This window comes from Lacrimispora sp. (assembly GCF_047605665.1).
Taxonomy (GTDB): Bacteria; Bacillota; Clostridia; order Lachnospirales; family Lachnospiraceae; genus Lacrimispora.
The window spans coordinates 1-14,679 of record NZ_JASGFH010000014.1; the positions used below are offsets into that span (position 1 = coordinate 1).

Below are 14,679 nucleotides of genomic sequence, written 5' to 3' on the forward strand. Positions count from 1 at the left end.
CACAACAACCTGATCCGGATTATCAACCAGTGCTCTTGCAATCACTTCTACTAATTCTTTCATACGCTTCACCTCTCACTACTGGATACCGGCGATCTTTAAAAGCTTGCTTACAACTTCTGTTGGCTGTGCACCTGTTGCTAACCATTTCTTAGCATTTTCTTCATCAAACTTGATTGTGCTTGGTTCTGTGGTTGGATCATAGTAACCAACTTCTTCGATGAATCTGCCGTCTCTTGGAGATCTGGAATCTGCAACTACAATTCTATAGAAAGGAGCCTTCTTCTGACCCATTCTTTTTAATCTCATCTTTACTGCCATTGTGAAATTCACCTCCTTAAATACTGGATTTTAAAAACAAATCTATAGCGAACGCAGGAACCTGCTTTGCTAACATCATAAATTAAAAGGGCAGTTTCAGTTTGCCGAAGAGTCCGCCTCCGCCGCGTTTTCCGCCGCCCATCATGCCTGGGAGCTGCTTCATCATCTTCTTCATCTGGTCAAACTGCTTGACAATGCGGTTTACTTCGCTGATATCGACTCCAGCGCCCTTTGCAACCCGCTGTTTTCTGGAAACATTTTTCATCAGGTCTGGATTCATCCGCTCTTTCTTTGTCATGGAAAGAATGATAGCCTCCACCCGGTCCATGGCTTTTTCATCAAAATCCATGTCCTTCATCTGTCCCATACCCGGCAGCATACCCATAATACTCGCCATACCGCCCATTTTTTTCACCTGGTTCATCTGCTCCAGGAAATCGTTGTAATCAAACTCTGCTTTCCGCAGCTTTTGTGACAGCTCTTTTGCCTTCTGCTCGTCTACCTGGATTTCCGCCTTCTCAATGAGGGAAAGAATATCTCCCATCCCCAGGATTCTGGAAGCCATGCGGTCCGGATAGAACTGTTCCAGATCAGAAAGCTTTTCTCCCATACCCACGTAGAGAACCGGTTTTCCGGTCACTGCACGGATGGAAAGCGCTGCTCCGCCTCTGGTGTCGCCATCCAGCTTCGTAATGATAACGCCGTCAATTCCGATTTTATCATTGAACGTTCCAGCCACGTTTACGGCATCCTGTCCTGTCATCGCGTCTACCACCAAAACAGTCTGGTGAACTTCTACAGCCTCTTTGATCTCAATCAGCTCGTTCATCATGTCCTCATCTATATGAAGACGGCCCGCTGTATCCAGAATCACCACATTCTGGTCATTCTTACGGGCGCTTGCGATGGCGGCCTTTGCGATATCCGCAGGCTTGTGGTTATCTCCCATGGTGAATACGGGAACACCCTGCTTTTCGCCGTTGATCTGAAGCTGTTTGATGGCTGCCGGACGGTAAATATCACATGCAACGAGGAGAGGATTTCTGCCCTTTGCCTTTAATTTTCCGGCTATCTTGGCAGTCGTTGTGGTCTTACCCGCACCCTGGAGACCAGCCATTAAAATGACCGTCATCTCTCCGGCAGGCTTTAACTGAATTTCCGTGGTCTCAGACCCCATCAGCTTGACCAGCTCTTCGTTTACAATCTTAATTACCATCTGTCCCGGAGTCAGGCTGTTTTGCACATCCTGTCCGATAGCCCGTTCCTGTACGGCACTGATAAACTGCTTTACAACCTTAAAGCTTACGTCGGCTTCCAATAAAGCCATCTTAACTTCTTTAAGAGCTGCTTTTACATCAGCTTCGGACAAGCGTCCCTTACCTCTTAAGTTCTTAAATACATTCTGTAATTTATCAGATAAGCTCTCAAAAGCCATTTAACGCCCTCCTAATGAGCCTCCAGCTCGATGATTTCGCCCGATATCTCTTCGATGCGACGGATCAGATCCCTGTTTTCCGTAAGAGCAAATTCCTTTGTCAAACTCCGGATCTCTCTGGCCAGCTTCCTGGTCTGTTCAAATTTTTCCACCAGATGAAGCTTTTCTTCATAGTCCTCCAGGATTTTGTTGCACCGCTTAATCAAGTCGTGGACTCCCTGGCGGCTGATTCCCCGCTCCGCTGCGATTTCGCTCAAAGAAAGATCATAAAGAACCACGTCTTCATAAACATTCCTCTGATGTTCTGTCAGCAAAGCTCCGTAAAAATCATACAACAACCCTTGTCTTGCAATCTTTTCCATATCATCACCTGAGATATCATACAATACTTTTCCTATGGTGTCAAGTATTTTTTCTTTACACCAAAATTATTTTTTGAGAAACTTTTTCATGACGTGATAAAGCTTCCTGCTGTGGACAATATACGTTCCGTGTCCTTCTCCCGGAAGAATCTTAAGATAGCTGTTTTTTATCTTTGATGCCAGATATCTGGTCTGATCTTCCCGAATCAAATCCTTTTCCCCTGCAACCACCAGAACCGGGATGGAGATGCGCCCAAGCTGGGCCCCGGTGATATGGGGCTCAACGAGCATCATACGGGTCCTGGGATCGGGACGGAGCTTTTCCATCAGAGTGAAGAACATGAGCCAGAAACCCTTTAATCCTCTGGGTTCCGTGTTGGCGCCGCAGATCACCATTTTTGAAAAGATATCGGGATATTTGATTGCAGCCAGCATCCCGATGATTCCTCCGTCACTGAATCCGCAGTAAAGGGGGCTCTTTAGCTTACAGGCTCTGATAAATGCCGCCACATCCTCTGCCATGGCTTCATATCCAAAAGCATCTCCTCCGGAACTTTTTCCATGGCCTCTGGAGTCCAGGGCATAGACTGTGTAATCCCGCTCCAGCAGCTCTGCTGTTTCATGAAAAATCCGGTGGTCCTCCCCATTTCCGTGAACCAGGACAATGGCAGGACCATTTCCGGAGACTCTGTAAAACATGCGGATGCCATTTACTTCAATATACACCTGGTTTCCCCTTATCTTTCCGGAATGATTTCAATCCAGTAGCCGTCAGGATCGCTGATGAAATAAATGCCCATTCCCGGATTTTCAAAGCAGATTACACCCATTTCTTTATGTTTCTCATGCCATGCATCGTATTCATCGGTATGAAATGCCAGATGAAATTCACATTCGCCCAGATTATAAGGCTCTTTCCGGTCTGTCAAATAGGTCAGTTCCAGGGTGAATTCAGTTATTCCGTCGCCTAAAAAGACCAGCTTAAAAGAACCGTCTGATGCAGCCTTTTCCCTTACAGGCGTGAGATTCAAAGCATCCTTATAAAATTTCAGGCTTTTTTCCAGATCGAGTACGTTAAAATTAAAATGATTGAATTTAATCATGATGATATCCTCCTTTTCATTTAGCAGAACAGAATGTTATACCTCCATCATAACATAGGCATCAGGCTGTTTGTCAACAGTTTTCCGCCATTGCCCCATAATTGGAGCAGGTCCGGTTTTATAAAAAAACCGGACCTGCAGTTTAAGGAATTATTTCGTCGGTATAAGAGCCTTTTTTCCGCCCATATATGGCTGCAATGCTTCCGGAATCTTCACGGTTCCGTCTGCCTGTAAATTATTTTCCAGGAATGCGATCAGCATTCTTGGCGGTGCTGCCACTGTATTATTTAAGGTGTGGGCAAAGTACTTTCTGCCATCCTCGCTGTTTACACGGATTTTCAGTCTTCTGGCCTGGGCATCTCCCAAGTTGGAGCAGCTTCCCACTTCAAAATACTTTTTCTGTCTCGGTGACCACGCTTCCACGTCCACAGACTTCACTTTTAAGTCAGCTAAGTCTCCGGAACAGCATTCCAGGGTTCTGACAGGGATGTCCAGGGAGCAGAATAAGTCCACGGTATTCTGCCATAATTTTTCATACCAGTCCATGCTCTCTTCCGGCTTGCAGACAACCACCATCTCCTGCTTTTCAAACTGGTGAATGCGGTATACGCCTCTCTCTTCCAGTCCATGAGCGCCTTTTTCCTTACGGAAGCAGGGAGAATAGCTGGTCAATGTCTTTGGAAGGGCGGTTTCAGGAAGGATGGTATCAATGAACTTTCCGATCATGGAGTGCTCACTGGTTCCGATTAAATATAAATCCTCTCCTTCTATCTTATACATCATGGCTTCCATTTCAGCAAAGCTCATAACTCCGGTAACAACTTCGCTGCGGATCATGAACGGAGGAATGCAGTAAGTGAATCCCCGGTCAATCATGAAGTCCCTTGCATAAGAAAGGACAGAAGAATGAAGTCTTGCAATGTCTCCCATGAGATAGTAAAAACCGTTTCCAGCCACTTTTCTTGCGCTGTCAAGGTCAATTCCGTCAAAGCTTTCCATGATTTCCGTGTGGTAAGGGATTTCAAAGTCAGGAATCACCGGTTCTCCGTAGCGCTGTACCTCTACGTTTTCACTGTCATCTTTTCCGACGGGCACGCTGGGATCAATGATATTGGGAATGGTCATCATGATCTTTTTGATTCTCTCCTCTAAGTCCCGTTCTTTTTCCTCCAGTGCAGCCAGATGATCAGAAGCGTCGGTTACCTTTTTCTTCATATCCTCTGCTTCTTCTTTCTTTCCCTGTCCCATCAAAGCGCCTATCTGTTTGGAAAGTTTGTTGCGTTCAGCCCGCAGGTTATCACCCTCCTGCTTTACACCCCGGTTTTCTTCATCCAGCTTGATGACTTCATCCACCAGCGGCAGCTTCCCGTCCTGAAACTTTTTCTTCATATTGTCCTTTACGATTTCAGGATTTTCTCTTACAAACTTTAAATCTAGCATGGTATTCCTCCTGGTTTCTCCTCAATATTCTCTGCGTAAATAGGCCGCAGCATAATCTGCCGTTGATTATACTACAAAAAAAGGGCAAAGAAAAGCCCTTTTGCGAAAATTCCCCCTCATTGTCCGGTATTACCGGCCAATGAGCAGGGAAAGAAGTTCCTCAAAACACACTCCGTTTTTGACAGGAACATTTAATTCGTCTGATTTTACAATACAGCTTTTGACAAAGCCTGCCGCTTTCTTTGCCGCCTCCTTTAAAGGAATTCCCTTTACGGTCTGGGCTGCTATGATGGAAGAAAACACGTCTCCTGTGCCGGGGCGTTCACATCCCACACGAAGAGTCCTAAGAAAACGGACGGTTCCATCTTCCTCTGCCGTCACATTGACCACATAGTTTCCTTCTCTCACGCCTGTGATCACCACTTCTTTAGGGCCCATGGCTCTTATCTCTTCTGCCATTTCTAAAAGCTCAGACCTCTTAAAAGCAGGCTGGTACTCTCTCCCGGTCAGAATGCAGGCCTCTGTCAGATTTGGTGTCACAATGTCTCCAAAGCATACCAGTTCCTTCATACGGCTGCACATTCTGGGAGTGTAGGTCTGGTAAGGCTTTCCGTGATCTCCCATAATGGGATCGATGATCACCTTTGTGGACGGCCCCTTAAATTCTTTTATCATATCGATAACAATGGTAATCTGTTCCTCTGAGCCCAAAAATCCGCTGTATATCCCGTCAAACTCTATATTCAGTTTTTTCCACTGTTCGATGTAAAGAGGCATTTTTTCAGTATAATCATCGAAAAAATAAGTGGGAAATCCGGTGTGGCTGGATAAGATGGAAGTGGGGACAGGACAGCACTGGACCTTTAAGGCTGATATAATGGGGATAGCCACGGTCAAAGAACAGCGGCCGTATCCGGACAAATCATTGATAACTGCAATTTTTTTCTGATGTTTTTCTGATGTCATAATTTTTCTTTTTCAATTCCCGCAGCTTATGAAGGCCGCGGCTGGAGGCATATTCTGTCAAGTGTCAAAGGTTGGTTAAAAATAATCCCGCCCTGGTCATAGCTCTTCGAAGGGGCATGTATATCACAACGGAAACAATGGCGGAAGTCACCGCATTGATGGAGGTGGAAGCCACGTTCCATGCAAGTGCCAGCTCTGCAGCCGGTTTTCCCAGAATCAGAAGCTTATAGTAATAGCCGACCAGAGGATCGAAAATCACATTAAACAGCAATCCTCCCACCGCTCCGATAACGGCCCATTTCATGATGTGCTTCTGGTCACGGGATTCGCTAATCCGTCCTATTTTATGTGCCAGGAACCCTGTTATGAGACCGATACCCAGCTTTAAAATAAAGGTTTTGGGAGCATAGAGCACGTAGACAGGATCAAAAAGGTCACCTATGGTCATGCCGATAGCTCCTCCCAGGCCTCCGTAAAGTCCGCCTAAGAGCAGAGCGCCTAAAACGCAGACTGCATTTCCCAAATGGATAGAGGTAGCGTCTCCTCCCGGAAGAGAAATTTTAAACTGCAAAAAGGTGAACACGACATAGGACATGGCTGCAAACAATCCCGTCAGTGCCAGCCTGTAAATTTTCTGATTGCTGTGGTTCATTGGTAATTCCTCCCTTGTGCTTTTGTGTTTCCTATCTTAGCACGCAGGTGGATTGATATAAATATCCAGTTTTGATATATCAATCCATACCAGTTTAATCATGGGATTCCACGCAGATCAGGATTCCGGAATCAAAGTCTATGGCGCCCTCTTCCCCTGTCAGTTCATTGCTGATGCAGAGGCTGGTCCCTAAGTCAATGTCCTTTTTATAAAGCGGATACTTAAAACCGGTCAGGGTAATCCCTTTTACTTCCCCGCTTAAAGGCAGAAAGGAGATATACTTTCCCATGGCCTCACTGCGGGCAAAGGTACGGCCCTTGTCCAGTATGGTAATCCAGTTTTTTTCATCTGCAATGGCCGCCTGAACACCTTTTTTCAAACAGTCATAAAGCAGGTGAAGATTGCCCAGAAAATGATCCAGCCTTCCTCCTGTTGCCCCTAAAAGCACCAGTTTAGTGCAGCCTAAACTCATGGCAGCGCTGATGGCAAGCTCCGTATCCGTGGCATCCTTTTCCGGCTTATGGACTTCCCAGATGACCTCGTCCGGACTGTTCTTATATTCCTCTAAAATCTTTGGATCAATGGTGTCAAAATCCCCGGCAATGACATCCGGCTTTAGATGAAGTTTATGGAGGGCTCCAAGCCCTCCATCCACAGCGATCACCTTATCAAATGTTCTTGTCTCTAAAAAACCACGGGCAAACTCATAATCTATGGTGCCTCCGGTTACGATCAAGCCTGTCATTCATACTCCTTAAATATCTCCAAAAATGCCTTTGTATTGGCAGTTACATCTCCATTGAAAATAGCAGAACCGGCTACAAATATATTGGCGCCTGCCTCAATCAGCTCTCTCACATTGTTGCAGGTCACGCCTCCATCCATCTGAATGTCCGTCTCAAGGCCCCGTTCCGTGCACATTTTTCTCAAAGCCCTCACCTTTTCAGTTGCATAAGGGATGTACTTCTGTCCTCCAAAGCCTGGATTAACAGACATGATTAAGACCATGTCCACCTCGCTGAGAATATGCTCCAAAACAGATATGGGAGTTGCCGGGTTTAAAGCCACTCCGGCCTTTGCCCCTGTTTCCTTAATCTGGTTGATTGTGCGGTCCAAATGAGGACAGGCTTCCGCATGAACACAGATCAAATCTGCCCCTGCTTTCCTGAAATCTCCGATATACCGTTCCGGCTTCTCCACCATCATATGAACATCAAACACCAGGTCCGTGCAGCTTCGCAGGCTGCTGATGACAGGCATTCCAAAGGAAATGCTGGGAACAAACATCCCATCCATCACATCCAGATGAACATAGTGGGCTCCCGCCTCTGCTGTCTCCATCACCTGTTTTCCCAGATTTTTAAAATCCGCCGCCAATATGGAAGGGGCAAGTTTAAGCATAATCAATATCTCCTTTTCTCTTTTAATTCCTGGTATAAAAGCCTGTAATTCTCGTAACGGCTGGGGCTGATCTCTCCTTCTTCCACTGCGGTCTTCACGCCGCAGGAGGTTTCCCCGATATGGACGCAGCCCAGAAATTTACACCCCTCTTCATAAGGTTCAAATTCCGGAAAACAGTCCTTAAGGCTGAGACAGTCCAAATCCTCCATATACATGGAGCTGAAACCCGGCGTGTCCATCATATAGGTGGCGTTTCCCATGTCAAACAGCTCGGAATGCCTTGTGGTATGCTTTCCCCTCTGGATTTTCTCACTGATGCTTCCGGTTTCCATCTCAGCCTGAGGGCAGAGCAGGTTTGTAAGGGAAGACTTTCCCACACCGGAAGGACCGGCTAAAACGGTAGTCTTTCCCTGTACCAGGCTCTTTATGTCCTCAATTCCCCGGTTTTCGCAGGCGCTGATAAAATACAGAGGATATCCGGCCCTTTCGTAAATATCACGAAGGGCCTCCTTTTCCTCGTTTCCAATTAAATCAATTTTGTTGAAACAGATTTTTACAGGAACCTCCTGAACCTCCATCATGACCAGAAAACGGTCCAAAAGATTTAAATTAGGCTCCGGCTGGGTAATGGAAAACAGGACGAGAGCCTGATCCACATTTGCCACGGCCGGGCGGACCAGGGCATTTTTCCGGGGGAGTATCTGGTCCACATTTCCCTTTTTTTCCACCTCATCGAGAATGGAAAATTCCACGTCATCTCCCACTAAAGGCTTCACCTTTTTATTGCGGAAAATGCCCTTTGCCCTGCACTCATAAAGATTTCCGTCCGTGCCGTGGACGTAATAAAATCCTGCGATTCCTTTCAAAATTTTTCCTGTCATATATTATTCCCTGTGATAATTAGTATCATATCCGAGTTTTATCAGCTTTGGGGAACCGGAATGAAGGTGACTGGATAAGAATTGATCACTTCATTGGTTTCCACATTTACGATTTCCACTGTACCGCTTGTAACTCCGTAAGCGCCTTCTATGTTTTTAAAGGATACGGGCAGCATCTGGTCCCCTGTCATGGTAACAGGTCCCATCAGCTCTCTGACCTCATCTCTTCCGTTTACGTTCTGTCTCAGCTGCACTTTTAAAGTCAGTTGTGTGCTGCCGGAACCGGGGCCTATGATGCTCTGTAAGGAATAGGATTTGTCAATGGAAGCCAGATATTTGTACTTTGCCTGCTGGGCCGTACCGCTGCTCACGACATAGCTGACTGCGGTGCCTGCTTCCACCTGCTTTCCTTCCTCCACGGACTGCCTGATTACATTGCCCCGCTCTACCGTTTCAGAGGTTTCTTCCGTCACAGCTCCTGTCAAAAGGCCTACGTCAGCCAGCATCTCAGCCGCCACTTCCTCCGTATGCCCGATAATTTTAGGAACAGTAACCGGATTGACCAGGGCCGGGCCGGTGCTTGTGACCAGAGTCACCGCTTCCCCTTCCTTTGCCTGGGTTGGGCTGTAGCTGACCACATATCCCACTGCCACTGTGTCGCTTTCCTTCTGCTCTAAGGTCACTGTCAGCCCCTTTTCTTCCAGGAACTTCTTTGCAGCTTCCCCTTCCATATTTTCCAGGCCAAGCTGGGTCAGATCAAGGGCAACCTGCTCAGGTCCCTTGCTGATCACCACATAAACAGCCGAATACTTATCGACTATTTCATCTTTTTCCGGCTTCTGGGAAATGACATCCCCTTCATCCACTGTTTCAGAAAAGGCGTAATCGCCGATCTTCATATAAAGACCGCCATTGTCCTTTAACTTCTGCTCTGCAATTTCAACGGCCAGGCCCAGAACGTCAGGCATTCTCACCTGTTTGTCGCTCAAGGTTTCTTCTGAAGAAACTTCACTTGAGGTTTCTGTCTCCGGCGAAGAGCCTGAACGGAATAATCCTCCCACTCTGGAAAACACAAAAATCAGCACTGCCACAATGATGACAGCCACCACAACCCCTGCGGCGGTTAAGAGCTTTTCAATTCTGGGGCTGATATCCTCATCTTCCTGCTCCTGTCTTCTGACCTTTTTTCCTCCAGGCTGAGGGCGGTTTGCCCTTTCTGCGGACTGCTCCTGCCTGCGTATTGGATTCACATTCAAAGGCTGTTCCGGCTGGGTCCTTCTGCCTGACCGGATCTGTTCCAACTCAGGCTTTCCGATGATGACAGTCTGGGAGTCGCTCACCTGGGGAGGAGCCTGAACAAAGTCCCCGTCCGGGTTTACCAGAGCCTTCCGCAAATCCGTGATCATCTCCTGCATGCTTTTGTAACGGTATTCCGGCTTTTTTTCCGTGCTCTTTAAAATGATGTTCTCAAGAGCCACGGGAATGCTCTCATTATAAAAGCTGGGCGGCGTAATAGGGTCTTCCAAATGAGCCAGGGCAACCGTCACCGTGTTGTCTCCCTGGAAAGGAACCCTGCCTGCCACCATTTCATACATGGTGATGCCCAGGGAATAAATATCACTTCTGACATCGCTGTAGCCGCCTCTTGCCTGTTCAGGTGATATGTAATGAACAGAACCGACAGCCGTCGCATTCATGGTCTGGGACGAAACAGCTCTGGCGATTCCAAAATCCGCCACCTTCACCTTTCCATCCCTGGCAATGATGATATTCTGGGGCTTGATATCCCGGTGAATAATTCCCTGCTCATGAGCTGCCGCAAGCCCCTGTGCAACGGATATGCCGATGCCGATGGCTTCCTTGCTGTCCAGACAGCCCTTCTTGGAAATATAATTTTTTAAGGTAATCCCTTCGATCAGCTCCATGACAATATAGTGAAGGTCCCCATCATCCACAACGTCATAGACGTTTACAATATTGGGATGGGAAAGACGGGCAGCCGCCTGGGCCTCCATTTTAAATTTGCTGACAAATCCGCTGTCAGAGCTGAATTCCTCTTTTAACACCTTTATGGCAACAGGACGGTCTAATTTATGGCACAGGGCCTTATATACATCTGACATGCCGCCGGAACCGATCTGCTCCAGTATTTCATATCTATCCTGTAAAAATGCTCCTGGTCTCAAGATCATAAGCTTACCTCCCTGCCAATTTGAGGATCAACCAGAACAACTGCGATGTTGTCTTTCCCCCCATTGTCATTGGCCACTGTAATCAGTTTTTCTGCCTTTTCCGGCAGCTCCAGTTCTGAGCAGATAATTTCTTCCATTTCAGCAGCCTCAAGCATATTGCTGAGTCCGTCGGAACACATGAGTACATAATCCCCAGGCTCCAGGCTGACTTCAAAAAAATCAATCTCCAGCTTATCTTCCGTACCAACCGCTCTTGTTATAATGTTCTTTTTTTCCAGATAGTTTCTGCTTCCCCGCTCCAACTGGCCCAGGGACACCATTTCCTCTACGAGAGAGTGGTCTTTTGTGACCTGTTTTAACCGTTTTCCAACCACATACAGGCGGCTGTCTCCCACATTAGCCACATACATGGTGGTTCCTTCCACCACGGCCGCTACCAGGGTCGTGCCCATTCCGGTCAGTTCCGCCTTTTTTAAAGACTCCTGATACAGCATGGTATTGATCTTTTGTATGCCCTCTTTCAGAAGGGAAATCGTTCCCGGTTTTGTGGTCTTCTTTATGTGTTCCACCAGATTTTCAACAATATATCTGGAAGCGTAATCACCGGCCTGATGGCCGCCCATGCCGTCTGCGACTAAAAAAAGATTGGGCAGGGCGCCCACAGACTTAGTTGTGGCATAGACATAGTCCTGATTGGCCGTCCGGACTCTTCCGGTATCCGTCATAGCGCAAGCCTTCATCGTTTCATCTTCACTTTCTTTTTTTATTCAGCATTCAAAAAACTTTTTCTGAGCTGTCCACAGGCCCCATTAATATCCCGGCCCATTTCTCTTCTTATAGTAACATTAATTCCGTTTTTTTCAAGAAGATTTTTAAAAGCTTTTATTGCCTGGCCCTCTGACTGGACGTAATCCCGCTCCTTAATGGGGTTTACAGGGATCAGATTTACGTGTCCGTGGTGATGCTTTAAAAGGGCTGATAAGGCAGAAGCTTCCTCCAGATTGTCATTGACTCCCCTCACGAGACTGTATTCAAATGTGAGGCGGCGCCCCGTCTTTTCAAAATAAGTCCTGCAGGCAGACAGCACCTCTTCTAAGGGGTAGCGGTTTGCCACAGGCATCAGGGATTTTCTCACCTGATCGTTTGGCGCATGGAGAGATAATGCAAGAGTGATCTGGAGATTTTCTTCTGCCAGCTTTAAAATTCCCGGAACAATGCCGCAAGTGGATACGGTGATGTTACGCTGGCTGATGTTAAGTCCGTTTTCATCCGTAAGAAGGCGGATGAACCGGACTAAGTTGTCGTAATTATCAAGAGGTTCTCCCGATCCCATGACCACCACATTGGAGACACGCTCTCCCGTCATCTTCTGAATCCGGTAAATCTGATCCAGCATCTCGGATGGCAGTAAGTTTCTCTCAAGTCCATCCAAAGTAGAGGCGCAGAACCGGCACCCCATGCGGCAGCCTACCTGGGAGGAAATGCAGACTGAATTTCCGTGCTTATATCTCATCAGCACGCTTTCAATCACATTTCCATCGGAAAGGCCGAATAAGTATTTTCTCGTCCCGTCAATGGCGGAAATCTTTTCCTCCACAACGGTTAAGGATGTATACGCTGCCGATTGCTGCAGCTTTTCTTTCAAAGCTCTGGAAAGATTGGTCATTTCCTCAAAATCAGCCGCCAGTTTCTGGTGCATCCATTCATAAAGCTGCTTTGCCCGAAAGGGCTTTTCGCCTATGGACACCATGTAGGACGTCAGGTTTTCCAAGTCCAGAGATTTTATATCTGTTTTTTCCATTTAATAAAAGCCTGCCTTTTTTTGAAATGCCGCAATAAAGAATCCGTCACAGGGATGAATTCCCGGCAAAAGCTGTATATATCCATGTTTCATGGTGGGGGAATCCAGTTCCTTTCCCAGCTTTCCTTCCAGGCTTATGCCGTCAAAGGGAAACTGCTCCAAAAACCATTTCACATTGTCTTCATTTTCCATTTTGTCTATGGTACAGGTGCTGAAAATCAGCTTTCCTCCCGGCTTTACATAGGACTGGACGACTGAGAGAATTTCCCGCTGAAGAGCAGCCAGGGATTTCAGTTGATCCATCGTCATCCGGTATTTGATATCCGGCTTGCGCCCGATAATTCCGAGCCCGGAACAGGGCAGGTCTGCGATTACAATATCCGCTTTTTCCACAGAATCGTGATCCAGTACAAGGGCATCCTGCACCTTTGCCCGTATATTTTGAAATCCGGACCGTTCCATATTTTCCTGTACCATGGCGATCTTCCAGTCGCTTAAATCCCGGACCTCCACCATGCCGGTGCCCTGAAGCTTATCAGCTATATGAAGGCTCTTTCCTCCCGGCGCACCGCAGACGTCAATGCAGAAATCTCCTTTTTGGGGGTCTGCGATTTCCCCAACAAAGCTGGAGCTTAAATCCTGCACCTGGATATATCCCTTCTGGAATGCTTCCAGACTCTCCAGGTAATCATACTGCTCCAGATACAAAATCCCGTCCGAAATTCCGGATTGGGACACCTTTACACCCTGATTTTCCAGGCTTTGAATAATTTCTTCCTTGCCTGCCCTGGCAACCCCCCCCAGGGGGTCCTCTCTTTGCCCTTCGGGCAAATTCACCTTATTACAGCGGACAGTGGTCACGCTGCTCTTTAAAAAGGATTCCATCATGATGCCTGCTGTTTCCTTCCCGTAGACCTCCTGCCACATGGATACGATCCAGGAGGGCATGGAGTAGCGGATGGAATCATCAGGCCAGCTTATACTTTCTTTGTTTCTGGAAATATTGCGCAAAACTCCGTTGACAAAGCCTTTTAGGCCGGAAAACTTCCGTTTTACAGCCAGCTTTACCGCCTCATTGCACACGGCGGAGTCAGGAACCCGGTCCATATATAAAAGCTGATAAACCGACATCCGCAGAATCGTGCGGATGAGCGGTTTCATCTTATTTACTTTCACGCTGGAAAAGGAATTGATCACATAATCGATCTGGAGCAGATATTCCACCGTTCCGTCTGAGATACGGGAAATAAATGACCGTTCCGTCTTATCCAGGTATTGATATTTATTAAGGGCCTGGCGAAGGACCAGATGGCTGTAATTGCCCCGCTCCAGAATCTCCATCAGGATATCCAGTGCGATCTCCCTGCTGTCTGTATCCTTACTCATCGTTTCGCCTACCTCCAAACAGGATCATAAGCCTTAAAAGCTGGAGCACCGTTGCCGCCAAAGCAGCCACATAGGTGAGAGCCGCTGCCCCCAGCACCTTTCTCGTATACCCCAGTTCCTGATCGCCTAATATCCCGGTCTGGCCCAGCAGAGCAACTGCCCGCCTGGAAGCATTGAATTCTACCGGAAGGGTCACAAGCTGAAAAAGAACAGCCAGAGAAAAGAGAATCAGTCCCACATTTACCAGCGGTGAGCCAAGTCCGCCTATAATAACTCCCAGAATAATAATGGGAAATGCCATCTGAGAGCCGATGTTGGCTGCGGGAACAATGGCCGCCCGAAGTTTTAACGGAATATAACCGTTCTGGTCCTGCATCACATGGCCGCACTCATGGGCTGCCACACCCACTGCCGCCACGGAGGTGGAGCCATATACTGAGTCTGATAAATTGACCGTTTTGGTTCTGGGATCGTAATGATCCGTCAGACGGCCTCCCACTGACCTCACCTGTACATCGTAAATGCCCTGGGAATTGAGCAGACGCCTTGCCGCCTCCGCTCCTGTCATCCCGGACATGCTGCGTACTTTTGAATATTTATTAAATGTACTGCTGACCCTGGCAGAGGCGATCATGGACAAAACAGCTCCAATGATGACCAATATCCAGGTAGGGTCCATATAGTATCCCATTCCCATCATACCGTAAGGCATAATAAACACTCCTTTCCTTCTTTTAGC

The 14,679-nt window shown here is 47.3% G+C and carries 16 protein-coding genes; all 16 read right to left on the reverse strand.

Going from position 1 to position 14,679, the window contains the following annotated elements:
• Positions 1 to 78: 78 nt before the first annotated feature.
• On the reverse strand, positions 79 to 321 hold the full coding sequence (gene rpsP / locus QM657_RS12300; RefSeq protein WP_333652995.1) for a 30S ribosomal protein S16: 243 nt from the start codon (positions 319 to 321) through the stop codon (positions 79 to 81).
• A gap of 82 nt (positions 322 to 403) precedes the next feature.
• Positions 404 to 1,756 carry a signal recognition particle protein gene (ffh, locus tag QM657_RS12305; RefSeq protein ID WP_415066966.1) on the reverse strand — a complete coding sequence of 451 codons (1,353 nt, stop codon included), beginning with the start codon at positions 1,754 to 1,756 and terminating at the stop codon, positions 404 to 406.
• 11 nt (positions 1,757 to 1,767) lie between these two features.
• The gene (ylxM, locus tag QM657_RS12310) at positions 1,768 to 2,118 is read right to left on the reverse strand and encodes a YlxM family DNA-binding protein (RefSeq protein ID WP_415066968.1); all 351 of its coding nucleotides are present in this window, start codon (positions 2,116 to 2,118) and stop codon (positions 1,768 to 1,770) included.
• Between the two features lie 66 nt (positions 2,119 to 2,184).
• Positions 2,185 to 2,844, reverse strand: coding sequence for an alpha/beta fold hydrolase (locus tag QM657_RS12315; RefSeq protein WP_415066969.1), 660 nt, complete (start codon positions 2,842 to 2,844; stop codon positions 2,185 to 2,187).
• An 11-nt stretch (positions 2,845 to 2,855) separates the two neighbouring features.
• Positions 2,856 to 3,221: a VOC family protein gene (locus tag QM657_RS12320; protein ID WP_415066970.1), complete on the reverse strand. Its 366-nt coding sequence runs from the start codon at positions 3,219 to 3,221 to the stop codon at positions 2,856 to 2,858.
• Positions 3,222 to 3,371: 150 nt separating this feature from the next.
• Entirely contained in the window at positions 3,372 to 4,661 is a 1,290-nt protein-coding gene (gene serS / locus QM657_RS12325) for a serine--tRNA ligase (RefSeq protein WP_415066971.1), read from the reverse strand.
• Positions 4,662 to 4,790: 129 nt separating this feature from the next.
• Positions 4,791 to 5,627 carry a pyridoxamine kinase gene (locus tag QM657_RS12330; RefSeq protein WP_415066972.1) on the reverse strand — a complete coding sequence of 279 codons (837 nt, stop codon included), beginning with the start codon at positions 5,625 to 5,627 and terminating at the stop codon, positions 4,791 to 4,793.
• Between the two features lie 64 nt (positions 5,628 to 5,691).
• Positions 5,692 to 6,279, reverse strand: a complete 588-nt coding sequence (locus QM657_RS12335) for an ECF transporter S component (protein WP_415066973.1) — start codon at positions 6,277 to 6,279, stop codon at positions 5,692 to 5,694.
• A 94-nt stretch (positions 6,280 to 6,373) separates the two neighbouring features.
• Complete coding sequence (locus tag QM657_RS12340) at positions 6,374 to 7,024, reverse strand: thiamine diphosphokinase (RefSeq protein ID WP_415066974.1); 651 nt, start codon at positions 7,022 to 7,024, stop codon at positions 6,374 to 6,376.
• A complete protein-coding gene (rpe, locus tag QM657_RS12345; RefSeq protein WP_415067084.1) occupies positions 7,021 to 7,683 on the reverse strand; it encodes a ribulose-phosphate 3-epimerase in 663 nt (220 codons plus the stop codon). The genes QM657_RS12340 and rpe overlap by 4 nt, the downstream gene beginning before the upstream one ends.
• A complete protein-coding gene (rsgA, locus tag QM657_RS12350; protein WP_415066975.1) occupies positions 7,683 to 8,561 on the reverse strand; it encodes a ribosome small subunit-dependent GTPase A in 879 nt (292 codons plus the stop codon). Before rsgA ends, rpe begins: the two co-directional genes overlap by 1 nt.
• Positions 8,562 to 8,602: 41 nt before the next feature.
• Positions 8,603 to 10,753 (reverse strand): Stk1 family PASTA domain-containing Ser/Thr kinase, encoded by a 2,151-nt coding sequence (gene pknB / locus QM657_RS12355; protein ID WP_415066976.1) that lies wholly within the window; start codon positions 10,751 to 10,753, stop codon positions 8,603 to 8,605.
• On the reverse strand, positions 10,750 to 11,493 hold the full coding sequence (locus tag QM657_RS12360) for a Stp1/IreP family PP2C-type Ser/Thr phosphatase (protein ID WP_415066977.1): 744 nt from the start codon (positions 11,491 to 11,493) through the stop codon (positions 10,750 to 10,752). The genes pknB and QM657_RS12360 overlap by 4 nt, the downstream gene beginning before the upstream one ends.
• Positions 11,494 to 11,516: 23 nt before the next feature.
• Positions 11,517 to 12,554, reverse strand: a complete 1,038-nt coding sequence (gene rlmN / locus QM657_RS12365; RefSeq protein ID WP_415066979.1) for a 23S rRNA (adenine(2503)-C(2))-methyltransferase RlmN — start codon at positions 12,552 to 12,554, stop codon at positions 11,517 to 11,519.
• Positions 12,555 to 13,940, reverse strand: coding sequence for a 16S rRNA (cytosine(967)-C(5))-methyltransferase RsmB (gene rsmB, locus QM657_RS12370; RefSeq protein ID WP_415066980.1), 1,386 nt, complete (start codon positions 13,938 to 13,940; stop codon positions 12,555 to 12,557). It lies immediately after the preceding gene.
• Positions 13,933 to 14,652, reverse strand: a complete 720-nt coding sequence (locus QM657_RS12375; protein WP_415066981.1) for a zinc metallopeptidase — start codon at positions 14,650 to 14,652, stop codon at positions 13,933 to 13,935. The genes rsmB and QM657_RS12375 overlap by 8 nt, the downstream gene beginning before the upstream one ends.
• Positions 14,653 to 14,679: the final 27 nt, after the last annotated feature.

Excerpts from the sequence above, each read along its gene's own strand:
- rpsP (WP_333652995.1), bottom strand. The coding sequence starts at position 321 with ATGGCAGTAAAGATGAGATTAAAAAGAATGGGTCAGAAGAAGGCTCCT.
- ffh (WP_415066966.1), bottom strand. The coding sequence starts at position 1,756 with ATGGCTTTTGAGAGCTTATCTGATAAATTACAGAATGTATTTAAGAAC.
- ylxM (WP_415066968.1), bottom strand. The coding sequence starts at position 2,118 with ATGGAAAAGATTGCAAGACAAGGGTTGTTGTATGATTTTTACGGAGCT.
- QM657_RS12320 (WP_415066970.1), bottom strand. The coding sequence starts at position 3,221 with ATGATTAAATTCAATCATTTTAATTTTAACGTACTCGATCTGGAAAAA.
- serS (WP_415066971.1), bottom strand. The coding sequence starts at position 4,661 with ATGCTAGATTTAAAGTTTGTAAGAGAAAATCCTGAAATCGTAAAGGAC.
- QM657_RS12330 (WP_415066972.1), bottom strand. The coding sequence starts at position 5,627 with ATGACATCAGAAAAACATCAGAAAAAAATTGCAGTTATCAATGATTTG.
- QM657_RS12335 (WP_415066973.1), bottom strand. The coding sequence starts at position 6,279 with ATGAACCACAGCAATCAGAAAATTTACAGGCTGGCACTGACGGGATTG.
- QM657_RS12340 (WP_415066974.1), bottom strand. The coding sequence starts at position 7,024 with ATGACAGGCTTGATCGTAACCGGAGGCACCATAGATTATGAGTTTGCC.
- rsgA (WP_415066975.1), bottom strand. The coding sequence starts at position 8,561 with ATGACAGGAAAAATTTTGAAAGGAATCGCAGGATTTTATTACGTCCAC.
- pknB (WP_415066976.1), bottom strand. The coding sequence starts at position 10,753 with ATGATCTTGAGACCAGGAGCATTTTTACAGGATAGATATGAAATACTG.
- QM657_RS12360 (WP_415066977.1), bottom strand. The coding sequence starts at position 11,493 with ATGAAGGCTTGCGCTATGACGGATACCGGAAGAGTCCGGACGGCCAAT.
- rlmN (WP_415066979.1), bottom strand. The coding sequence starts at position 12,554 with ATGGAAAAAACAGATATAAAATCTCTGGACTTGGAAAACCTGACGTCC.
- rsmB (WP_415066980.1), bottom strand. The coding sequence starts at position 13,940 with ATGAGTAAGGATACAGACAGCAGGGAGATCGCACTGGATATCCTGATG.
- QM657_RS12375 (WP_415066981.1), bottom strand. The coding sequence starts at position 14,652 with ATGCCTTACGGTATGATGGGAATGGGATACTATATGGACCCTACCTGG.